The organism is Streptomyces sp. NPDC101225, assembly GCF_044767585.1.
GTDB lineage: Bacteria > Actinomycetota > Actinomycetes > Streptomycetales > Streptomycetaceae > Streptomyces.
Window position 1 is genome coordinate 25,843 of the sequence record NZ_JBIWOE010000009.1, and the last position, 22,035, is coordinate 47,877.

Annotated in this window: 19 protein-coding genes and 1 pseudogene; 17 read left to right on the plus strand and 3 right to left on the minus strand. The window is 72.6% G+C overall.

The genetic code is table 11. The features are described from left to right. Positions 1 to 72: 72 nt before the first annotated feature. From ACIRPX_RS15310 to ACIRPX_RS15325, 4 genes are all read left to right on the plus strand, one after another. Positions 73 to 762 carry an SDR family oxidoreductase gene (locus ACIRPX_RS15310; protein ID WP_404193720.1) on the plus strand — a complete coding sequence of 230 codons (690 nt, stop codon included), beginning with the start codon at positions 73 to 75 and terminating at the stop codon, positions 760 to 762. Continuing rightward, complete coding sequence (locus ACIRPX_RS15315; protein ID WP_404193723.1) at positions 759 to 1,757, plus strand: methionine synthase; 999 nt, start codon at positions 759 to 761, stop codon at positions 1,755 to 1,757. Before ACIRPX_RS15310 ends, ACIRPX_RS15315 begins: the two co-directional genes overlap by 4 nt. Before the next feature lie 15 nt (positions 1,758 to 1,772). Then, on the plus strand, positions 1,773 to 3,965 hold the full coding sequence (ligA, locus tag ACIRPX_RS15320; protein WP_404193726.1) for an NAD-dependent DNA ligase LigA: 2,193 nt from the start codon (positions 1,773 to 1,775) through the stop codon (positions 3,963 to 3,965). A 259-nt stretch (positions 3,966 to 4,224) separates the two neighbouring features. After that, entirely contained in the window at positions 4,225 to 6,471 is a 2,247-nt protein-coding gene (locus ACIRPX_RS15325; RefSeq protein ID WP_404193729.1) for a putative bifunctional diguanylate cyclase/phosphodiesterase, read from the plus strand. Between the two features lie 48 nt (positions 6,472 to 6,519). Here ACIRPX_RS15325 and ACIRPX_RS15330 read toward each other — a convergent pair. Then, positions 6,520 to 7,108 (minus strand): annotated as a pseudogene (locus ACIRPX_RS15330) (helix-turn-helix domain-containing protein). Between the two features lie 96 nt (positions 7,109 to 7,204). On the opposite strand from ACIRPX_RS15330, the gene ACIRPX_RS15335 reads away from it, so the two are divergent. The 6 genes from ACIRPX_RS15335 (at position 7,205) to gatB (ending at position 11,907) form a co-directional block, all read left to right on the plus strand. Next, positions 7,205 to 7,576 (plus strand): DUF4267 domain-containing protein, encoded by a 372-nt coding sequence (locus ACIRPX_RS15335; protein WP_404193732.1) that lies wholly within the window; start codon positions 7,205 to 7,207, stop codon positions 7,574 to 7,576. A 40-nt stretch (positions 7,577 to 7,616) separates the two neighbouring features. Continuing rightward, positions 7,617 to 8,111 (plus strand): cupin domain-containing protein, encoded by a 495-nt coding sequence (locus ACIRPX_RS15340; protein ID WP_404193735.1) that lies wholly within the window; start codon positions 7,617 to 7,619, stop codon positions 8,109 to 8,111. Between the two features lie 226 nt (positions 8,112 to 8,337). Beyond that, entirely contained in the window at positions 8,338 to 8,634 is a 297-nt protein-coding gene (gatC, locus tag ACIRPX_RS15345) for an Asp-tRNA(Asn)/Glu-tRNA(Gln) amidotransferase subunit GatC (RefSeq protein WP_016432511.1), read from the plus strand. A gap of 4 nt (positions 8,635 to 8,638) precedes the next feature. Further along, positions 8,639 to 10,138: an Asp-tRNA(Asn)/Glu-tRNA(Gln) amidotransferase subunit GatA gene (gatA, locus tag ACIRPX_RS15350; protein WP_404193737.1), complete on the plus strand. Its 1,500-nt coding sequence runs from the start codon at positions 8,639 to 8,641 to the stop codon at positions 10,136 to 10,138. Between the two features lie 47 nt (positions 10,139 to 10,185). Next, entirely contained in the window at positions 10,186 to 10,377 is a 192-nt protein-coding gene (locus ACIRPX_RS15355) for a hypothetical protein (RefSeq protein ID WP_404194250.1), read from the plus strand. Between the two features lie 15 nt (positions 10,378 to 10,392). Then, positions 10,393 to 11,907: an Asp-tRNA(Asn)/Glu-tRNA(Gln) amidotransferase subunit GatB gene (gatB, locus tag ACIRPX_RS15360; protein ID WP_404193740.1), complete on the plus strand. Its 1,515-nt coding sequence runs from the start codon at positions 10,393 to 10,395 to the stop codon at positions 11,905 to 11,907. A 72-nt stretch (positions 11,908 to 11,979) separates the two neighbouring features. Here the strand turns inward: gatB and ACIRPX_RS15365 are convergent, their stop codons facing one another. After that, positions 11,980 to 12,783, minus strand: a complete 804-nt coding sequence (locus tag ACIRPX_RS15365) for an SAM-dependent methyltransferase (protein ID WP_404193743.1) — start codon at positions 12,781 to 12,783, stop codon at positions 11,980 to 11,982. A 186-nt stretch (positions 12,784 to 12,969) separates the two neighbouring features. Here ACIRPX_RS15365 and ACIRPX_RS15370 point away from each other — a divergent pair, with 186 nt between their 5' ends. The 7 genes from ACIRPX_RS15370 (at position 12,970) to ACIRPX_RS15400 (ending at position 20,821) form a co-directional block, all read left to right on the plus strand. Beyond that, the gene (locus tag ACIRPX_RS15370; protein ID WP_404193746.1) at positions 12,970 to 13,287 is read left to right on the plus strand and encodes a hypothetical protein; all 318 of its coding nucleotides are present in this window, start codon (positions 12,970 to 12,972) and stop codon (positions 13,285 to 13,287) included. A 192-nt stretch (positions 13,288 to 13,479) separates the two neighbouring features. Then, positions 13,480 to 15,723: an MMPL family transporter gene (locus tag ACIRPX_RS15375; protein WP_404193749.1), complete on the plus strand. Its 2,244-nt coding sequence runs from the start codon at positions 13,480 to 13,482 to the stop codon at positions 15,721 to 15,723. After that, entirely contained in the window at positions 15,701 to 16,276 is a 576-nt protein-coding gene (locus tag ACIRPX_RS15380) for a GNAT family N-acetyltransferase (protein ID WP_404193752.1), read from the plus strand. Before ACIRPX_RS15375 ends, ACIRPX_RS15380 begins: the two co-directional genes overlap by 23 nt. A 70-nt stretch (positions 16,277 to 16,346) precedes the next feature. Next, on the plus strand, positions 16,347 to 16,949 hold the full coding sequence (locus ACIRPX_RS15385; protein ID WP_404193755.1) for a hypothetical protein: 603 nt from the start codon (positions 16,347 to 16,349) through the stop codon (positions 16,947 to 16,949). A gap of 197 nt (positions 16,950 to 17,146) precedes the next feature. Continuing rightward, on the plus strand, positions 17,147 to 17,326 hold the full coding sequence (locus tag ACIRPX_RS15390; protein WP_404193758.1) for a hypothetical protein: 180 nt from the start codon (positions 17,147 to 17,149) through the stop codon (positions 17,324 to 17,326). A gap of 176 nt (positions 17,327 to 17,502) precedes the next feature. Beyond that, positions 17,503 to 20,529, plus strand: a complete 3,027-nt coding sequence (locus ACIRPX_RS15395; RefSeq protein ID WP_404193760.1) for an AAA family ATPase — start codon at positions 17,503 to 17,505, stop codon at positions 20,527 to 20,529. A gap of 13 nt (positions 20,530 to 20,542) precedes the next feature. After that, positions 20,543 to 20,821 carry a DUF6191 domain-containing protein gene (locus ACIRPX_RS15400; RefSeq protein ID WP_404193763.1) on the plus strand — a complete coding sequence of 93 codons (279 nt, stop codon included), beginning with the start codon at positions 20,543 to 20,545 and terminating at the stop codon, positions 20,819 to 20,821. Positions 20,822 to 20,828: 7 nt separating this feature from the next. Here the strand turns inward: ACIRPX_RS15400 and ACIRPX_RS15405 are convergent, their stop codons facing one another. After that, positions 20,829 to 22,001, minus strand: coding sequence for a PQQ-dependent sugar dehydrogenase (locus ACIRPX_RS15405; RefSeq protein ID WP_404193765.1), 1,173 nt, complete (start codon positions 21,999 to 22,001; stop codon positions 20,829 to 20,831). Positions 22,002 to 22,035: the final 34 nt, after the last annotated feature.

Genomic DNA, 22,035 nt, shown 5'->3' on the forward strand with positions numbered 1-22,035 from the left:
GGACCGGCGTGCGGTGAGCGGGGGAGCCGGGCGGAGCGACGCGCGGCACCCGTGTGGTGCGAGCATGTCGGCATGGCTACACATGTGATCACCGGAGCGGGCTCCGGCATCGGCGCGGCCGTCGCCCGCCGCCTCCACGCGCGCGGGGACGAACTCGTGCTCCACGTGCGCGACGCCGGCCGTGCGAAGGAGCTGGCGGCGGTGTACCCCGGTGCGAGGACCCTGGTGGGTGACCTGGCCGACCCGGACAGGCTGTCCTGGGCCTTCTCCCACCAGACGCTTCCCGAGCGTGTCGACTCCCTGCTGCACATCGCCGGAGTCGTCGACCTCGGACCGGTCGGCGACCTCACCCCCAAGTCCTGGCGCCACCAGCTCAACGTCAACCTGATCGCCCCGGCCGAGCTGACCCGGCACTTCCTGCCGCAGCTCCGCGCCGCCCGCGGTCACGTCGTCTTCGTCAACTCCGGCGCGGGCCTGAACGCCGGCGCCGGCTGGTCCGCGTACGCCGCCTCCAAGCACGGGCTCAAGGCCCTCGCCGACTCCCTGCGCCAGGAGGAGCACGCGGGCGGCGTCCGCGTCACCTCGGTCTACCCCGGCCGCACCGCCGGCCCCATGCAGGCCAAGGTCCACCAGCAGGAGGGCAAGGAGTACGACGCCTCGCGGTGGATCGACCCCGAGTCGGTGGCCACGACGATCGTGATGGCCCTCGACCTGCCGAGGGACGCCGAGGTCAACGACCTGACGGTGAGGCCGGGTCGGTGACCGAGGCGTACTTCGGCCCCGCCACCGGCGTCGGCTCCATGCCGGGCGGCGACGCCCGCGAGGCCGCCAAGACCGTCACCGGGACCTTCGAGGACTTCCCTTTCCTGCCCGAACTGCCCGCCCGCGGCCCCGGCGCGGACATGATCGGCCGCACCGCGGGCCTGCTCGTGGACCTGTACGCGCGCGTGGAGCCCAGCGGCTGGCGGATCGGCGACCGGCCCGGCCGGGACACCAGGCGCGCCCGGTCCTGGCTCGGCGAGGACCTGGACGCCCTGGAGGAGTTCACCCAGGAGTACGAGGGGCCGCTGAAGGTCCAGGCGGTGGGCCCCTGGACGCTCGCCGCCGCGCTGGAGCTGAGGAACGGCGAGGCGGCCCTCTCCGACCAGGGCGCCTGCCGGGACCTGGCCGCCTCGCTCGCCGAGGGCCTGCGCCTGCACCTGGAGGATGTCCGGCGCCGCGTCCCGGGCGCCCGCCCCGTCCTCCAGCTCGACGAGCCCTCCCTCACCGCGGTGCTCCGCGGCCGTGTGCGCACCGCCAGCGGCTACCGCACCCACGGGGCCGTCGACCGCCAGCTCGTCGAGGCCACCCTCCGCGACGTCGTCGGGGTTCACACCGGTGGCCCCGCCGTGGTCCACTCCTGCGCACCGGACGTCCCGTTCGCCCTGCTGCGCCGGGCGGGCGCGGCGGCGGTCTCCTTCGACTTCTCGCTCCTCACCGAGCGTGACGACGAGGCGATCGGTGAGGCGGTGGAGGGCGGTACCCGGCTCTTCGCCGGTGTCGTGCCCGGCACGGACGGCCGATTGTCAGACCCTGCCGGTAGCGTCATGGGTGTCAGGACGCTGTGGCGCAGGCTGGGGCTGCAACCGGAGCTTCTCGCGGAGGCGGTCACGGTCACGCCGTCGTGCGGACTCGCGGGGGCCTCCCCGGATTACGCGCGCCGGGCTCTCGCCCACTGCGTCAAGGCGGCGAGATCCCTCGCGGACGACCCAGAGTAACGGGAGGACAACACGGTGGCCGGCGACAAGCAGGCGGAGACGGCAGTGCCCGCCGAGGCACGGGAGCGGCACGCGAAGATCGCTGAGCAGATCGAGGAGCACCGCTTCCGGTACTACGTGAAGGACGCTCCGGTCGTCAGCGACGCGGAGTTCGACAAGCTCCTGCGCTCCCTGGAGGCGCTGGAGGAGGAGTATCCGGAGCTGCGCACGCCGGACTCGCCGACGCAGAAGGTGTCGGGGTCGTACGAGACCGAGTTCACGGCGGTGCGGCACGCCTCCCGGATGCTCTCCCTGGACAACACCTTCAACGACGAGGAGCTCGCCGCCTGGGCCGACCGCATCCACCGCGAGCTGGGCGAGCAGGAGTACCACTTCCTGTGCGAGCTCAAGGTGGACGGCCTCGCGGTCAACCTCACCTACGAGCACGGCCGCCTCGTCCGCGCGGCCACGCGCGGCGACGGGCGCACGGGTGAGGACATCACCCCCAATGTCCGGACGATCGCGGAGATTCCCGACCGCCTGCACGGCGAACGGGTCCCGGACCGCGTGGAGATCCGCGGCGAGGTCTACTTCCCGATGGAGAAGTTCGAGGAGCTCAACGCCCGTCTGGTGGAGGCCGGCGACAAGCCCTTCGCCAACCCGCGCAACGCGGCGGCCGGTTCGCTGCGCCAGAAGGACCCCCGCGTCACCGCCACCCGCCCGCTGCACATGGTCGTCCACGGCATCGGCGTGCTGGAGGGCTTCGAGGGCCTCACCCGCCTCTCCCAGGGCTACGACCTGCTGAAGACCTGGGGCCTGCCCACCTCCCCGCACAACAAGGTGGTCGACGGCCTCGACGGCGTGCGGGAGTTCATCGCGTACTACGGCGACAACCGCCACTCCGTGGAGCACGAGATCGACGGAGTCGTCGTCAAGCTGGACGAGATCCCCCTCCAGGGACGGCTCGGTTCCACCTCCCGCGCCCCGCGCTGGGCGATCGCGTACAAGTACGCGCCCGAGGAGGTCAACACCAAGCTCGTCAACATCCGCGTGGGCGTGGGGCGTACCGGCCGGGTCACTCCGTACGCCCAGGTCGAGCCGGTCACGGTGGCCGGTTCGGAGGTGGAGTTCGCCACCCTGCACAACCAGGACGTGGTCAAGGCCAAGGGCGTCCTCATCGGCGACACGGTGGTGCTGCGCAAGGCCGGAGACGTCATCCCGGAGATCCTCGGCCCGGTCGTCGACCTGCGCGACGGCAGCGAGCACGCGTTCGAGATGCCCGCCGAGTGCCCCGAGTGCGGTACGCCGCTCAGGCCGATGAAGGAGGGCGACGTCGACCTGCGCTGCCCCAACGCGCGCGCCTGCCCGGCCCAGTTGCGCGAGCGCCTGTTCTACCTCGCCGGCCGCAAGGCGCTGGACATCGAGCACTTCGGCTACGTCGCCGCCGCCGCCCTGACCAAGCCGCTGGAGCCCGCCGACCCGCCGCTGAGGGACGAGGGCGACCTCTTCGACCTCACCGTCGAGCAGCTGCTGCCCATCAAGGCGTACGTCCTCGACCAGGACAGCGGCCTGCCCAAGCGCGACCCGAAGACCGGCGAGGAGAAGATCGCCACGGTCTTCGCCAACCAGCAGGGCGAGCCGAGGAAGAACGCGGTTGCCATGCTGGAGAACATCGCCGCGGCCAAGGAGCGCCCGCTCGCCCGCGTACTGACCGGTCTGTCGATCCGTCATGTCGGCCCGGTCGCCGCCGAGGCGCTGGCCAGGGAGTTCCGGTCCATCGAGCGCATCGAGCAGGCGAGCGAGGAGGAGCTGGCGAACACCGACGGCGTCGGCGGGATCATCGCCGCCTCCCTCAAGGAGTGGTTCGCCGAGGAGTGGCACCAGGAGATCCTGCGCAAGTGGCGGGCGGCCGGCGTGCGCATGGAGGAGGAGGGCTCGGGCGAGGACGAAGGGCCGCGCCCGCTCGAAGGCCTGACGCTCGTGGTCACCGGCACCCTCGAGCACTTCACGCGTGACGGAGCCAAGGAGGCGCTGCAGAGCCGCGGGGCGAAGGTGACCGGTTCCGTCTCCAAGAAGACGTCGTTCGTGGTCGTGGGGGACAACCCGGGTTCGAAGCACGACAAGGCGATGCAGCTCAAGGTGCCCGTGCTGAACGAGGACGGATTCAACGTCCTGCTGGAGCAGGGCCCGGACGCGGCGGCCGAAGTTGCGCTTCCCACAGAGGAATAGCGATTGAAGGCCACCCGATCGGTGCATACCAGATGCATACGGGTGGCTGGGGTGCATTCGGGCAACCGTCGACGACCGCTGCCCGTGGAAGCCTTCTGCGGCCTACTGTTGAGATGTGCACCTGCCGTGCCCAGCTGCGGTCGGGGCATCCCCTTGCTCTTGGTGAGCAAGGGGAAGGGTTTTCCAACGCGGTGCCGTTGAGGGATGTCGGGCATCGGGCCGCGTGGCGCGGGCACCGCCGGCTGTGAGAGGGACGGGAATGGAACCGACCGAGAGCGCCGCCCCTGACTCAGGGCTGCGTCTGCGCCGGGTCGCCGGCGTATGGCGGGCGACCCGGTGGGCCGCGCGGCCTTCGGACCGTCCGGGTGCGGAGGGGCGCGCCCCAGGACAGTACACCGCGACCGACGGCCGTGCCCCGCACCTCACCACGGACCACCCGGCGGGGCCGGAGGACGCCGACCTCGAACGGCACGCGTCCTGGCCCGCGCTGCCCGCGGCCGTCGTGGGCTCGGCCGCCTTCGTCCTGGGAGCCGGCTTCTACCGGGCGTTCAGCGGGAGCCACGCGCTCTTCCCGTGCGGCACCGTCGGCTGGTCGCTGGCCCTGCTGACCGGCATCATCGTCGGCCACCTGGTCATGCTCGGCCGCTCCCGCTGGTGGGGCGGCACCGGCTCCGGCGCCGCCCTCACCCTCGCCGTCCTGCTGCTCTACGGCTGGGTGCCCGCCGGAATGGTCAGCCTCACCGTCGTCGTCCTGGTCGGCATCGCCCGCCGCAACCGCTGGCGCCAGGGGGTGCTGCACGGCTCGGTCGACATCCTCGGCATCGGCGCCGGGGCCCTGGTGCTGGGCGCCTTCGGACGGGTGCCGTCCGTCGAGTCGCCCTGGGACCCGGGCACCTGGACCCTCTACACCGCCCCCGCGGTGGTGCTGGTCGCCGCCGCCTACCTCCTGGTCACCCGCACCCTGCTGTGGTATCTGCACGCCCCGCGCCGTGAAGGTCTGCCCACCGTGGCCCGGACCGCCCTGGTCAGACAGGGACTTGTCGCGGTCGCGCTGCTCGGCATCGCCCCGCTGGTCTGCGTGGTCGCGGTCGCCCAGCCGGTGCTGCTGCCGCTGTTCGCCATCCCGCTGATCGCGCTCGACTCCACCCTGTGGATAGCGCGGGCCCGGGCGGAGGAGCAGCTGCGCGACCCGCTGACCGGGCTGCCCAACCGGCAGTGGCTCCAGGAGCGCATCTGGACCGCGCTGGACGACGCCGAACGCGTCGGCGCCCGCGCCGCCCTGATGCTGATCGACCTGGACCGCTTCCGGTCGGTCAACGACACACTCGGGCATCTCGCGGGCGACCGGCTGCTGTTGCAGATAGCCGACCGGCTGCGTCTCGCACTGCCGCGCGGAGCGGAGGCCGCGCGGCTGGGCGGTGACGAGTTCGCCGTCCTGCTGCCGGTCGCCGACTCCACGACGTCCGCGACCCGGGTGGCCCGCAGCCTGGTCACCGCGCTCAGCTCCCCGCTCGACCTCGACGGACTCACCCTCGTCCTGGAGGCCAGCGCGGGTGTCGCCGTCTTCCCGGACCACGCCCTGGACGCCGAGGGGATGCTGCGGCGGGCCGACGTGGCGATGTACCAGGCGAAGCGCGACCGCACCGGCGTCGAGGTCTACGAGTCCAAGCGGGACTCCAACACCCCGGACCGGCTCGGTCTCCTCGGTGACCTGCGCCGGGCCCTGGACGCGCAGGAGGTGGAGCTGCACTACCAGCCCAAGGTCCGCTTCGACGGGCAGGTGGCCGGGCTGGAGGCGCTGGTGCGCTGGGTGCATCCCGAGCGGGGGAAGGTGCCGCCGGACGAGTTCATAGCGATCGCCGAGTCCTCGGGGCTGATGCCCCACCTCACCGAGTACGTCCTGGAGACGGCGCTCGCCCAGGTGGCCCGGTGGCGCGCCCAGGGCCTGCGGGTGCCGGTCGCCGTCAACGTCTCCCCGCGGGACGTGCACACCCCCGGCTTCGCGGGCTCCGTCGCCGCGCGGCTGGCCCGGCACGGAGTTCCGGCGGGAGCGCTCCAACTCGAGATAACGGAACACGTCCTGCTGGAGGACCCGCAGCGTGCCGCGGACACCCTGGCCGGTCTGACCGGGCACGGCGTGAAGATGTCGCTGGACGACTTCGGCACGGGGTACTCGTCGCTGGTGCACCTGCGCCGTCTGCCGGTGAGCGAGCTGAAGATCGACCGCTCCTTCGTGGCGCGGCTGGCCGTGGACGCGGAGGACGCGGAGATCGTCCGCTGCACCGTGGACCTGGCCCACTCGCTGGGCCTCCTGGTCGTCGCGGAGGGCGTCGAGGACGACGAGACCTGGGAGCGCCTGCGCGACCTGGGCTGCGACGCCGTACAGGGCTGGCTCGTGGCGGCCGCGATGCCGGCCGAGGAGACGACGGCCTGGCTCCTGGCCCGCGGGACGCGCGGCTGGCAGCGCCCGCGCGCGGCGCTCCCCGCCGCCGCCACCGACGAATAGACCCCGGACCTCCGCCGGCCGTGTTCCGGCGGCTTCCCGGCGGCGTGCTCAGCCCCCGCACCCCGCCATGGAACGGCCGATCAGCAGCGCCGGCCGTGCCTCGTGCGCCGGCTCCGGCAGCCGTCCGCTGCGCATCAGCGTCACCAGGCCGTGCAGGCCCGCCGGGTACGTCTCCGTCAGCAGGCCCACGTCGTCGTCCTCCGCCGCGATCGGGGCCACGGCCGCCACGAGTTCCACGAACCCTTCCCGCAGCGGCGCCGGTGCCTGGGCCGCGGCGAAGGGGAGGTCGACGGCGTGGGGGGCACATCGCGTCGTGGAGGGCCGGGCGGCGGCGGGCGAAGGCGGCGTGGGCGCGGCCCACCCCGGCCAGTGCCCCGCGGGTGCCCATCGCGGCCGTGCGGGCCGTGCGCAGCTCCCCGGCCCGTTCCGCGAAGCCCTGCGGCGCGACGGCCGCCATGATCGCGTCCTTGCCCGTGAAGTGGCTGTAGAGGACCGGCCGGCCGTACTCGATCTCCGCCGCCGGCCGGCGTGTGGTCACCGCGTCCCAGCCCTCCGGCTCGGCGCGTTCCCGTGCGGCCGTGACGATCAGCCGCTCGCGTTCCGCTCGTTCGCGCTCCCGGCGCGTCTGGATCGGCATGACACGAATTCTAGCAGCGCTAGGCAATCTGTCGATGCTCTGCTAGCTTCGCTCCCACATCCAGCGCCGCTAGTGACCGACCAAGGAGATGGAGACATGACCGCCACCGCCTACACCCTGGCCGTCCTGCTCGACCTGTTCTGCGTGTTCCTCGGCTACCGGTTCCTCTTCCGGCCGGACCCCGCCGCCGCCGGCTACGGCGTCCCCGCCCGCGCGGACGGCGACGCCGGTGCCTACCTCTCGGTCAAGGGCCTGCGGGACGGCACCTTCGGCCTGATGGGCCTGGCCCTGCTGGCGTTCGCGGGCGCCCGGGCCGAGGCCTGGTTCATGCTGGTCGTGGCACTCGTGCCGCTCTGCGACACGCTCATAGTCCTGCGGCACGGGGGTGCCAGGGCGGTGGCGTACGGGGTCCACTTCGCGACGGCCGTCGTCGTCCTGATCAGCGCCGCCCTGCTGTTCCTCGTCTGAGCACGTCAACGTCCGCACCACCATCACCGGGGGTTCGAAGATGTCGCTGATCGTTCCGAAGTTCGACGAGTCCGTGGTCGTGCGCGAGGCCGAGGCCGAGGTCGTCGGCCGCGCCCCGACCACCGTGCGCCTGCTGGCCGACAGCAGCAGCACCGGTGGTGCGCTGTCCACCCAGCGGGTCACCCTCACGGGCGGCGCCGACGGCGCCGCACCGCACCGGCACGACAACTCCGCCGAGATGTTCTTCCTGCTCGACGGCGCCGCCGAGATCCTCTGCGGCGACGAGGTCCTCACCGCCGGCCGCGGCGACCTCGTCGTCGTCCCGCCCGGCAGGCCGCACGCCTTCGCCGCCGTGCCCGGCGCCGACGCCGACCTCCTCATCGTGCTCGCGCCCGGCGTCGAGCGCTTCGAGTACTTCCGCCACCTCCGGCGCATCGCCCTCGGTGAGGCCACCCGCGAGAGCCTGCTGGAGGTCCAGGACCTGTACGACAACCACTTCATGAGCAGCCGGGCCTGGGACGGCCGCCGTCCCTGACGGCCGGGGCCCACCCCCGGGCGGCAGGGGGCCGGGGAAACCGTTTAACGGCCCGGGGCCCGCGCCCCATAGGATTGGGGCCAGTCGTCACCTTCCCGTCCGTCGTGCGACGCCCGGCCCGCACACGCGCACCGGACGCCGCGCGACCCGCCCTCCGGGCGGACGACGGGAGCGTGACGACTGGCCCCGGCCCCCAAACCACACACTCACCCCAGAGGATCGCTGCATGCCTGGCATTACGCGCGAGGAGGTCGCCCACCTCGCCCGGCTGGCGCGTCTGGAGCTGAAGCCCGAAGAACTCGATCACTTCGCGGGCCAGCTCGACGACATCATCGGCGCGGTCGCCCGCGTCAGCGAGGTCGCCGACCAAGACGTGCCGCCGACCTCGCACCCGCTGCCGCTGACGAACGTCATGCGCAAGGACGAGGTCCGTCCCTCGCTCACCCCCGAGCAGGCGCTCTCCGGCGCCCCGGCCCAGGAGCAGCAGCGTTTCAAGGTGCCGCAGATCCTGGGGGAGGACTGATCCCATGACGGACAGCAACATCATCAAGCTCACCGCCGCCGAGACGGCCGCGAAGATCGCCTCCGGCGACCTCACGGCCGTCCAGGTCGCCGAGGCGCACCTCGCCCGGATCGAGGCCGTCGACGAGAAGGTGCACGCCTTCCTGCACGTCGACCGCGAGGGCGCCCTGGCGCAGGCCCGCGCCGTCGACGAGAAGCGCGCCAGGGGCGAGAAGCTCGGCCCCCTCGCCGGTGTCCCGCTGGCGCTCAAGGACATCTTCACCACCGAGGGCGTTCCGACGACCGTCGGCTCGAAGATCCTCGAGGGCTGGATCCCGCCGTACGACGCGACGCTCACCAAGCGGCTGAAGGCCGCCGACGTCGTCATCCTCGGCAAGACCAACATGGACGAGTTCGCCATGGGGTCCAGCACCGAGAACAGCGCGTACGGGCCCACCGGCAACCCGTGGGACCTGACCCGGATCCCCGGCGGTTCCGGCGGCGGTTCCTCCGCGGCCCTCGCCTCCTTCCAGGCCCCGCTCGCCATCGGCACCGACACCGGCGGCTCCATCCGCCAGCCGGCCGCCGTCACCGGCACGGTGGGCGTGAAGCCGACCTACGGAGCCGTCTCCCGATACGGCATGGTGGCGTTCAGCTCCAGCCTCGACCAGGGCGGGCCCTGCGCCCGTACGGTCCTGGACGCGGCGCTGCTGCACGAGGTCATCGCCGGCCACGACCCGATGGACTCCACCTCGATCGACGCCCCGGTCCCGCCGGTCGTCGAGGCCGCGCGCAACGGCAGCGTCGAGGGCATGCGCGTCGGCGTCGTCAAGCAGTTCCGCGGCGAGGGCTACCAGCCCGGCGTCATCCAGCGCTTCGACGAGTCCGTGGCCCTCCTCAAGGAGCTGGGCGCCGAGATCGTCGAGCTGGACTGCCCGTCCTTCGACCTCGCGCTGTCGGCGTACTACCTGATCGCCCCGTCCGAGTGCTCCTCCAACCTCGCCCGTTTCGACGGCCTGCGCTACGGCCTGCGGACCGGCGACGACGGCGGCCACTCGGCCGAGGAGGTCACCTCCCTCACCCGTGAGGCGGGCTTCGGGCCCGAGGTCAAGCGCCGCATCATGCTGGGCACGTACGCCCTCTCCAGCGGCTACTACGACGCCTACTACGGCTCCGCGCAGAAGGTCCGCACGCTCATCACGCGCGACTTCGAGAAGGCGTTCGAGCAGGTCGACGTGATCGTCTCCCCGACCACGCCGACCACCGCCTTCGCGATCGGCGAGCGCGCCGACGACCCCATGGCGATGTACCTGGCCGACCTGTGCACCATCCCGACCAACCTGGCGGGCAACGCGGCCATGTCGCTGCCCTGCGGTCTGGCCCCGGAGGACAACCTCCCGGTCGGCCTGCAGATCATCGCCCCGGCGCTCAAGGACGACCGGCTGTACAAGGTCGGCGCCGCGGTCGAGGCCGCCTACGTGGAAAGGTGGGGGCACCCGCTCCTGGAGGAGGCTCCGTCGCTGTGACCAAGACACTGACCAAGGCTCAGGACTTCAAGAAGTCCAAGTCCGGCATGTACGTGTCCATCGCCACCACCGCCTTCGGCGCGTTCGGTGTCGCCAAGCGGATCAAGAAGGCGCGTTCCGAGCAGGACACGCTGCGGCTGATCGACGCGACCGTGGCCGCCGTCGGCATCGTCACCGGCCTCGCCGTCCTGTACCGCGAGCTGAAGCGGCTCGGCGACGACGACGTCCTCCTGGGCTGAGAGGGAAGTTTCACCGTGACCACCACGACCGACCTGGTGTCGTACGAGGACGCGCTGGCGTCGTACGACCCCGTCATGGGCCTCGAGGTCCATGTCGAACTCGGCACCAAGACCAAGATGTTCTGCGGGTGTTCGACCGAGCTGGGCGCCGCGCCAAACTCGCAGACCTGCCCGACCTGCCTCGGCCTGCCCGGCGCGCTCCCGGTCGTCAACGCGACCGGCGTCGAGTCCGCGATCAAGATCGGTCTCGCGCTGAACTGCGAGATCGCCGAGTGGTGCCGTTTCGCCCGGAAGAACTACTTCTATCCGGACATGCCGAAGAACTTCCAGACCTCCCAGTACGACGAGCCGATCGCCTTCAACGGCTACCTCGACGTACAGCTGGAGGACGGGGAGACCTTCCGCGTGGAGATCGAGCGCGCCCACATGGAGGAGGACACCGGCAAGTCGACGCACGTCGGCGGTGCCACGGGCCGTATCCACGGCGCGTCCCACTCCCTGCTGGACTACAACCGCGCCGGCATCCCGCTCATCGAGATCGTCACCAAGCCGATCGAGGGTGCGGGCGAGCGCGCTCCCGAGGTCGCGCGGGCCTACGTCCGTGAGCTGCGCGAGGTCATCCGGGCGCTCGGTGTCTCCGACGCCCGCATGGAGATGGGCCAGATGCGCTGCGACGTGAACCTGTCGCTGCGCCCGAACGGCACCGAGAAGTTCGGCACCCGCTCGGAGACGAAGAACGTCAACTCGCTGCGCTCCGTGGAGCGTGCGGCCCGCTTCGAGATCCAGCGGCACGCGGCCGTGCTGTCCTCCGGCGGCACGATCGTCCAGGAGACCCGCCACTTCCACGAGGACACCGGGTCGACGACCTCGGGCCGCGTGAAGGAGGAGGCCGAGGACTACCGGTACTTCCCCGAGCCGGACCTGGTTCCGGTGGCTCCCTCGCGCGCGTGGGTCGAGGAGATCGGGGGTGCGCTGCCCGAGCTGCCGCTGGTGCGCCGCAGCCGGCTGCGCGAGGAGTGGGGCATCTCCGGCACCGAGATGCAGGCGATCCTCAACGCCGGTGCGCTGGACCCGATCGTCGCCACGATCGACGCCGGTGCCGACGCCGCCTCCGCCCGCAAGTGGTGGATGGGCGAACTCGCGCGCAGCGCCAACGAGTCGGGCACCTCGCTCGACGAGCTGGCGATCACCCCGGCGCAGGTCGCGCGGGTCACCGAGCTGGTCTCCGAGGGCGACCTGAACGACAAGCTGGCGCGCCAGGTCATCGAGGGCGTCCTCGCGGGCGAGGGCACCCCGGACGAGGTCGTCGACAAGCGGGGCCTGAAGGTCGTCTCCGACGAGGGCGCGCTGACCGCCGCCGTCGAGGAGGCCATCGCCGGCAACCCCGGCGTCGCCGACAAGATCCGCGGCGGCAAGGTCGCCGCGGCCGGCGCGCTCGTCGGCGCGGTCATGAAGGCGACCCGCGGCCAGGCCGACGCGGCCCGCGTCAAGGAGCTGATCCTGGAGAAGCTCGGCGTCTCCGAAGGCTGAGCGCCCGTACGCGACACGGCCCCGGAGGGGTGACCTCCGGGGCCGTTCCGCTGTTCCGGCTCCCCGGGCCGCCTACGTACGGCGTCCCACGACCCGTACGAAGCCGAGCACGCGGCCCTCGTCCGCCCGCACCATCTCGCCGACCCGGCGGGCCATCGTGCGGTGGAACTCCTCCGGGCTCTCCTCCGCGACCACCTCGCACCACCGCAGCCAGTCCCGCCAGCCGTCCGGCTGCCAGTCGGCCGCCTCGACCTCGACGGCCCCGCTGCGGGTCCAGTGCCGCCGCCACCAGCCGGCGGAGTGGAAGCACCAGAAGTCGGGCTCCCACCAGGGCCTGAGGTGCTCGGGAGGCCGGTCGCCGGCCGGCTCCTCGCGCAGGGCCGGCACGACGACGCCGACGCGGCCGCCGGGCTTCAGCAGCCGGGTGAGCGTGGGCAGATAGAGGTCGTCGGTGCCGAAGTACTGATAGGCGTCGATGCTCACGATCGCGTCGAAGCTCCCCTCGGCGAAGGGCAGTGCATGAGCTTCCGCGCGCACGGGCAGCACACGGTCGGCGAACCCCGCCTCGGTGACGCGCCGGGCGTTGTCGTCCGGCGCGACCCAGAGGTCGGCCGCGGTGACCTGGGCGTGGAACTCCCGGGCCAGGAAGACCGACGTCATCGCGCGGCCGCAGCCGAGGTCGAGCACCCGGGCACACGGGCGCAGCGTGTCCAGCCCGAGGGCGGGTGCCAGCCACTCCAGCAGCCACAGGGCGTTGGGGCCCATCTGGTTGTCGACCGTCCAGCGCGCGTCGTACTGGCCGCTGCGCGGATAGGCCGGGTGGGTCACACGGTCAGCGAGAGGGTCGTTCGAGGTCCTGGAGGCGATGTCGGACATCGGTGAACGGGCTCCTTGGGATCTTCGTAGGGAAAGGTGATGCGCAGGAGCTCGGTCGGACCTTCAAACAATGCACCCGCTTCGGTCGTCGGCGCAGGGCCGGTGAGGGCTGACCCGCGGAAGCTAGCACCCGGCCGGGGCGGACCGCAGGCGGTTTCCCAGCCGGACGCGCTACCCTCGCCCGCCATGAGTGGACGCGCCGATTCCGAGACGACGGACGACGGCGGCAGCGGCATCGCCGACGCCGTGGATCCGGCCGGGGACGCGCGGCGGGCCCGCTGGGCCGCGGCCGGCACCGGGGTGCTCCTGGCCCTCGCGGGGCTGGCCGCCTCCGTGCTGCGGGCCGCCGGCTCCTCCCCGGCGCTCGTGCCGGCCGCCTACGGCTTCGGCGCCGCCGTCTGCGCGGCGGCCGCGGTGCTGGGCTCCCGGGGACGTACCCGGTGGGCGCTGTGGCTGCTGATCGTGGGGGTCTCGGTGATGGCGGTGGGGGATCAGTTCGACTGAGGTGACAGAGTCGCCGTTACTGTCCTGTGATCTGCCTCGCACTCCTGTGAATAAGACCACGAACCGCATAAACGATCATTTCTGCCTGCAAGAGTGGTCCATGCATTGCTCATGCGTTCTTTGCGGGCCGTTCATCTCCTGAACCACTGTTCCCGGTCAAAGATCCACAAATCGTCCCCCGGGAGCTCGTTAGTGGCAGCCCTTGCACGCTGGTGTGTCCGCAACCGCCTCCTCGCTGTTCTGCTGTGGCTCCTCGCCCTCGGCGGGGTCGGCGCGGCCGCCGCCGTGACGGGTGCGGCGTACTCGAACAACTACGAGGCCCCCGGCACCGAGTCGGGTGCCGCCACCCAGCTGCTGCAGCAGGGCTTCCCCGGGATCGGCGGCGACAGCGACACCGTCGTGTGGCACGCCGCCACCGGTACGGTCCGGGACGCCGACGTCGAGCAGACGATGACCCAGACCCTCGACAAGATCACCGATCTGCCGGGCGTCGCCTCCGTGAGCAGCCCCTACGACGGCCAGGGCGGGGGCCGGATCAGCTCCGACGGGCACACCGCGTACGCCACCGTCACCTTCCGCGACCGCGCCGAGGACATCACCAAGTCCGAGGCCCAGACCGTCGTGGGCACCGCCAAGGCCGCCGAGACCGACGGGCTCCAGGTCGAACTGGGCGGCAGCGCCGTCGCCCTCACCGAGCCGGCCGGCGGGCACGTCGCCGAGATCGTCGGCGTGGTCGTCGCGGCGGTCGTCCTCTTCCTCGCCTTCGGCTCCTTCGCGGCCTCGGCGCTGCCCATCGCGACCGCGCTGGTCGGCGTCGGCACCGCGTACGCCGGAATCGTGCTGCTCGGGCACGCCATGACCGTCGCCGACTTCGCGCCCATGCTGGGCATGCTGATCGGCCTCGGCGTGGGCATCGACTACGCGCTCTTCATCGTCACCAGACACCGCCGCGGCCTGAAACGCGGACTGTCCGTCGCCGAGGCGGCCACCCGTGCCGTGGCGACCACGGGACGCGCCGTGGTCTTCGCGGGTGCCACCGTTTGCATCGCCCTGCTCGGGATGCTGATCCTCAGGCTGAGCTTCCTCAACGGCGTCGCGGTCGCCGCCTGCCTGACCGTGATCCTCACGGTCGCGGCCTCCGTCACCCTGCTGCCGGCCCTGCTGTCGTACATCGGCCCGCGCGCCCTGAGCCGGCGCGAGCGGCGGCGCCTGGCGGAGCACGGACCGCAGCCCGAACTGCCGACCGGGCTCGCCCACCGGTGGTCCGCGTTCGTCGAGCGCCACCCCCAGGTGCTGGGCGTGGTCGCGCTGGCCGTGATGACCGTCCTGGCGCTGCCCACCCTCTCCCTCCACCTGGGCACCTCCGACCAGGGCAACGATCCGAAGACGTCGACGACCAGGCAGGCCTACGACATCCTCGCGGACGGCTTCGGGCCCGGCGTCAACGGCCCGCTCACCCTGGTCACCAAGGTGAACGGCGCCGAGGACCGGCTCGCCCTGGACAACCTCGACGCCACCATCCGCACCACCGAGGGCGTCGCGTCGGTGACCCCCGTGACGTACAACACGGGCGGCGACACCGCGTACTTCACCATCGTCCCGACCTCCGCGCCCCAGTCGCAGCGGACCAGCGACCTCGTCGACCGGCTGCGCACCGAGGTGCTGCCGCGCGCCGAGACCGGCACCTCGCTGGACGTGCACGTCGGCGGCGTGACGGCCAGCTACGACGACTTCGCGGACGTCATCATCGGCAAGCTGCCCCTGTTCGTCGGCGTCGTCATCGGCCTCGGCTGTCTGCTCCTGCTGCTCGCCTTCCGCTCCCTCGGCATCCCCCTGAAGGCCGCCGCGATGAACGTCGCCGCGGTCGCCGCCGCCTTCGGCGTCGTGGTCGTGATCTTCCAGTGGGGCTGGGGGAGCGAGCTGCTGGGCCTCGGCCGGGCGGGCCCCATCGAGCCCTTCCTCCCGGTGATCATGGTGTCCGTCCTCTTCGGGCTCTCCATGGACTACCAGGTCTTCCTGGTCAGCCGGATGTACGAGGAGTGGCTGGAGACCGGCGACAACCGGCGCGCCGTCCGCGTCGGGCTCGCCGAGACCGGCCGGGTGATCAACTCCGCCGCCGTCATCATGATCTCGGTCTTCCTCGCCTTCGTCCTCAGCGGCGACCGGGTGATCGCCATGTTCGGCATCGCGCTCGCCTCCGCCGTGGCCCTCGACGCCTTCGTGCTCCGCACGCTGCTGGTCCCGGCCCTGATGCACCTGCTCGGCGGCGCCAACTGGTGGCTGCCCCGCTGGCTGGACGCCCGCCTGCCGCGCATCAGCATCGAACCGCCCGAGTGCCGTGCCGCCCATGAAAGGCTGGCCGCGGCCACGGACGCAGAGGTGGCGGACGTACTGGCGAAGGGGCAGGACGAGGATGTACGCGATATCCCTGGGTGACGACGGAGCGCAGCTGCGGCCGCTGGAGCCCTGGCACGCCGAGGAGTTCCTCGCACACCTGGAGCGCGGGCGGGAGTTCATCGGGCAGTTCATCCCGTTCGGCTCGAACGCCGTCGACGTGCTCTCCGCACGCCAGACGCTCCAGCGCTACGCCGAGATGCGCGCCGCCGACACGGCCTCGTACCACGGCATCTGGCTGGACGGAAAGCTCGTCGGCGGCGTGCTCACGCTGAACTTCGACGCGCAGACCGGCACCTGCGAGGTCGGCTGCTGGCTGGAGCCCGCCGCCACCGGCCGCGGGCTGATCACCCGGGCGATGCGGGTGCTGATCGACTGGGCGGTCGAGGAGCGCGGCATCCACCGCGTCGAATGGGTGGCCGCGTCCGGGAACGTGCCGAGCCTGAACGTGGCCCGCCGCCTCGGAATGACCCGCGACGGGGTACGGCGCGAGGCGCACCCCTATGGTGGGGTGCGGCACGACCTCGAGGTGTGGTCGATCCTCGCCCCGGAGTGGCGTGCGGTCCGCACGCGTGCCGAACACACAGATCAGTAGGAAGAGGCTCGACGGATCGCCTCGGCGATCTTTCAGAGACTTCTCAGACAACGTCCGTACGGTGCGAGGTATGGGAACCAGCAAGACTCTTGACGAGGCCGGAACCGAGGCCACCGAAGTGAAGCCCGACGAGGAGACGGCGGACACCGCCGCGACCGAGGCGACCGAGGCGACCGGGGCGGACGCGGCCGGGGCGGACGAGACCGCCGACGCCGCTCCCGAGGAGGCGAGCGCGCAGGCGGACCCCGCCGAGTCCGCTGCCGACGGCGAGGCGTCCGGCGTCGGCCAGGGCGCGGGAGCCGTCGTCTCCGCCGCGCTCGGCGTCGTCTCGCTGACCGGCAGCTGGGTGGGCACCGTGGCCTCCGCGCGCCAGTCGCTCATCGGCCAGCTGCACGCCCAGAGCTCCCAGAACTCCAGCGTGTCCAAGCTGCTCGACGAGGGCTACGGCAACGCCTGGCAGGCCACCGCGATGTGGGGCGGCATCTTCGCCCTGCTCGCGCTGGTCGTCGGTGTCGTGGTGCTGGCCCGGCCCGCCTTCGGGGCCCCGGGCAAGCCGCAGGCCGCGTGGATCAAGTCGGTCGCCTGGGGCGGCGTCGCGCTCGGCGTCATCGGGCTGCTCCTGGCCGTGCTCAAGTACACCGACATCCTGCTCGGGCTGCCCTCCGCGGGCTGAACCGCCGCAGCTCCTGAGGGGTCTTAGTGCGTCCGTAAGCACCTTACGGACGCACTAAGACCCCTCACGCACGTCTAAGGCCCCGGGCCCCGCCGAAGATGCGGAAGTCTCCCGATGTGGCGCACCCCCCTTGGAGACGAAGGTTGAGGCATCGCAGCAAGCGAAGCCGCAACCGACTCACCCGAGGGACACACACCATGTATGCGTACGAGCTCTCCCAGATGCGTTCCGCCGAACTGATCCGCGAGGCCGAGCGGGAGCGCCAGGCCCGCGAGGTCGTTCGCGGCCGCCGCGCCGCCCGCCGCGAGGCCGCCGCGGAGCACGAGACCCATACCGCGCGCCTGCGCCGGCTCCGGTCGTCCGCCCGCGCCGCGTGAACGCGGGGCTCCGGGAGGGCGGCCGCACGGGGGACGGCCGCCCTCCGAAGGACCACGAACGCACCGCACCGACCCCGCCCGCGCCCTCACCGCACCTCCCCGCGGTGGGGGCCGCGGTGCGTCCGGCCGCGGCCCTCCCGGCGAAAACCGGTGCCGCGCCGCCGCACCCCCGTGCGATGCTCGGGCTCGTGGAGACCAGGTCCGTCAGTCCGGTGTTCGTCGGCCGTGCCGAAGAGCTGAAAACCCTGAACGATGCGCTCGCCCGCGCCGCCGGGGGCGAGCCGCAGGCGCTGCTGATCGGCGGGGAGGCCGGGGTCGGCAAGACCCGGCTGGTCGAGGAGTTCGCCACCGCGGCCTCGCAGGAGGGCGCCGTCTTCGCGCTCGGCGGCTGTGTGGAGATCGGCGCCGACGGCCTGCCCTTCGCGCCCTTCTCCACCGCCCTGCGCGCGCTGCGCCGCGAGCTGCCCGAGGCGCTCGCCGGCGCGGCCGCCGGGCAGGAGGAGGAGCTCACCCGCCTGCTGCCCGAGCTCGGCGAGTCCAGCCAGGGGCGGCACGACGAGGAGGGCATGGCCCGCCTCTTCGAACTCACCGCCCGCCTGCTGGAGCGCGTCGCCGCCGACCGCCTCGTCGTCGTCGCCCTGGAGGACCTGCACTGGGCCGACACCTCCACGCGCCATCTGCTCGCCTACCTCTTCCGCACCCTGCGCACCGGCCGCCTCGTCGTCCTCGCCACCTACCGCGCCGACGACATCCACCGCCGCCACCCGCTGCGCCCCCTGCTCGCCGAACTCGACCGGCTGCGCACCGTCCGCCGCCTGGACGTGGCCCGCTTCACCCGCGAGGAGGTCGGCCGCCAGCTCGCCGGCATCCTCGCCGCCGAACCGGACCCCACCCAGGTCGACGACATCTTCGAGCGCTCCGACGGCAACGCCTTCTTCGTCGAGGAACTCGCCGTCTGCGCCTCCGAGGGCTGCGGCACCGGCCTCACCGACTCCCTGCGCGACCTGCTCCTGGTCCGCGTCGAGGGACTGCCCGAGAGCGCGCAGCGGGTCGCCCGGGTCGTCGCCGAGGGCGGCTCCACCGTGGAGTACCGGCTGCTCGCCGCCGTCGCCGGACTCGCCGAGGACGACCTCATCGAGGCGCTGCGGGCCGCCGTGAACGCCAACATCCTGCTCGCCACACCCGACGGCGACGGCTACCGCTTCCGCCACTCCCTGGTCCGCGAGGCCGTCAGCGACGACCTGCTGCCCGGGGAGCGCTCCCGGCTCAACCGCCGCTACGCCGAGGCCCTGGAGGCCGACCCCACGCTCGTCCCCGCCGACCAGCGCGTCATGCGCCTGGCCAGCTACTGGTACCACGCCCACCACCCCGCCAAGGCCCTCCCCGCCGTCCTGGACGCCTCCGTCGAGGCCCGCCGCCGCCATGCCTACAGCGAGCAACTGCGGCTCCTGGAGCGGGCGATGGAGCTCTGGGACACCGCCCCCGAGGACGTCCGCGACCGGCTGCGCCCCATCGAGGACTCGCGCGACGCCCGCGATCCCGCCACCCCCCTGTGCTACCTCGACATCCTCGCCGAGGCCGCCGTCGCCGGCCGCCTGTCCGGGGAGCGGGAACGCGCCCTGAAGATCACCAAGCGCGCCCTGCACCTGCTGGAGGACGAGGGCGACCCGCTGCGCGCCGCCTGGTTCTGGGTCCAGCGCTCCCGCCTGGTGCAGGCACTGGCCCGCGGCGACGGCTGGCAGGAACTCGGCACCGCCCAGCAGCTCGTGCGCGGCCTGCCGCCCTCCGAGGTGCACGCCGAGGTGCTCGCCAACGTCGCCACCTGGTCCTCGCTCCACGAGCCCGGCCCCGACGCGCTCTCCGCCGCCGAGCGCGCCGTCGAGTACGCGCGCATGGTCGGCGCCCGCGAGATCGAACTCAACGCCCGTATCACCCTCGGCGCCCTCATGGTCGACTCGGGCTCCGCGGAGCCCGGCCTCGCGGAGATGTACGAGGTCAAGGAGCGGGCGCTGGCCGAAGGCGTCCCGATCGTCGCCGGGCGGGCCTACGTCAACCTGCCCAGCGAGCTCGACGCGGTCGGCCGCACCCGCGAAGCCGTGCCCATCCTGCGGGAGGGCCTCACCTACACCAGGAAGTTCGGCCTGCTGGACTCCGAGGCCTGGGCGTGGGCGAACCTGTCGGAGGCGCTGTACTCCCTCGGCCGCTGGGACGAGGCCGCCGACGCCGCGGCGGGCGCCCTGCGCGTGGGCCTCAGCGCCAAGCCCCAGGGCGGCGGCGCGATATGCCTGGCACACGTCGCCCTGGGCCGCGGCGACCTGCCCGAGGCCGCCCGCCACCTGGCCGCCGCCCGCGCCCATCTGGGCACCCACGACCCCATGCCCCAGCACTCCCTGCCCCTGTCCCGCATCGAGGTCGGCGTGGCCGCAGGCGAAGGCCGCTTCCTGGACGCGCGAGCCGAGACCCTCCGCGCCCTGGCCGCCGGCCTCGCGCCCGGAACCCAGCGCTACGGCTGGCCCCTGCTGCTCGCCGCCGCCACCGCCGAGGCGGACGCCCGCACCGTGCCGTCCGCCGCCGAGGGCCGCGCCGACGTCCTCGAACGGATCCGCGAGACCGCCAGGAAGACCACCACCGACGCCCCCATCTGGCTCGCCCACGAGCAGTGGGTGCGCGCCGAACTCGCCCGCGCCGTCGGCAAGGACACCGTCGGCACCTGGTCGGACGTGGTCACCTCCTTCGAATGCCTGGAGCGCCCCTACGACCTCGCCCGCGTCCGCCACCGCCTGGCCGAGGCCCTGCTCGCGGCCGGCGGTGACGAGGAACGCGACCGCGCCGCCGAACTGCTCCGCCTGGTCCATGCCGTCGCCGACCATCTCGGCGCCCGCCCGCTCGCCGCCTCGGTGGCCCTGCTCGCCCAGCGCGCCCGCCTCCCGCTGAGCCGCCTCCCGGCCCGCCGGCCCGCCGACCCCGCCGAGGCCCTCGGCCTCACCAGCCGGGAGCGCGACGTCCTGCGCCTGGTCGCCGCCGGCCGCACCAACCGCCAGATAGCCGAGGAACTCTTCATCTCCCCGAAGACGGCCAGCGTCCATGTCTCGAACATTCTGGGCAAGCTGGGCGTCTCAGGGAGAGGGGAGGCCGCCGCCGTGGCCCACCGTCTGGATCTGTTCGCGACGACGGGGGACGGGGAGCGGGCGGCCGCCGGATGAGAGAGGGGACACCGTGTTCAACGCCTTCGAGGAACTCTTCTCCCCGGGCCGCAAGCACACCCGCGACGAGCAGAACCGCCTGGAGCTGACCCGCGAGGACGTGGGGGACGCCGACCCCGGACGCGGCCCGATAGACCTGGCGTCCGGGAAGGTCGTCGTACGGCGGCCGAAGGCTGAGGACGCCGAGGACGCCGAGGACGACGAGGAGCCGGGGGAGTCCGGGGCGTCTGAGCAGGGCGGAGGGCCGTCGGAGCCGGAGCCGGAGCCGGAGCCGGAGCCCGGCCAGGCGTGAGCGTCGGCTACGTCACCTCCAGTTCCAGAATGCGGTCGTCGCCGTTCTTCGGGTTGCCGCGGCCGTCGGTGTTGCTGGTCGTCAGCCACAGCTTGCCGCCGCCCGCCGAGACCACCGTGCGCAGCCGGCCGTACGTGCCGGTGAGGAAGGCCTGCGGCTCGGCCGAGGCCGCCGTGCCCTTCAGGGGGATGCGCCACAGGCGCCCGCCCTTCAGGCCCGCCATCCATATCGAGCCCTCGGCGTAGGCGACACCGCTGGGCGAGGCGTCGTCCGTGTGCCACTGGGCTATCGGGTTCTGGTACCGGGAGTCGGACGACTTGCCCTCGGCGTCCGGCCAGCCGTAGTCGGCGCCCGGCTTGATCGCGTTCAGCTCGTCCCAGGTGTCCTGGCCGAACTCCGAGGCGAACAGGCGCTGTTTGCCGTCCCAGGCCAGCCCCTGCACATTGCGGTGGCCGTAGCTGTAGACGGGGGAGTCCGGGAACGGGTTGCCGGGGGCCGGGTCGCCCTCCGGGGTCAGCCGGAGGATCTTGCCGCCCAGCGACTTCCTGTCCTGCGCCAGGCCCCGGTCGCCGCTCTCGCCCGTGCCCGCGTACAGCATCTTGTCCGGGCCGAAGGCGATGCGGCCGCCGTTGTGGATGTAGCCCTTGGGAATGCCCTTGAAGATCGTGTCCGGAGCGCCCAGTTGCTCGCCGGCCGGCTTCTTCGTGTCGTACAGCATGCGGGCGATGCGGTTGTCCGAGGCGGTGGTGAAGTACGCGTAGATCATGTGATCCGAGGCGTAGTCCGGGGAGAGGGCGATGCCGAGCAGGCCGCCCTCGCCGGCCGGGGAGACCCCGGACACCGTGCCCAGGTCCGTCTTCCGGCCCGTCTTCGCGTCGACCCTGGTGATCGTCCCCTGGTCCCGCGAGGCGACGAGCAGGCTGCTGTCGTCGGGCAGCGGGGCGACGCCCCACGGGGTGTCCAGACCCGTGGTCACCGTGCGCACCACCTTGACCGAGCCCTTGGCGGGCGGGGCCTGCTCGGCGGAGCCGTCCGACGGGGACGCGCTCGGGGGTGTGCTCCCCGCGGCCTTGCCGTCACCGCCGCCCGCGGACCCGTCGCCCCCGCCGCCGGAGGAACAGCCCGCCGTCAGCAGCAGCGCGGTCGCGGCCAGCACGGCCGGCACAGCTCGTCGTAGCACGATCTTGGTCCTCTCGGGCGGCGGTCCAGCGGCA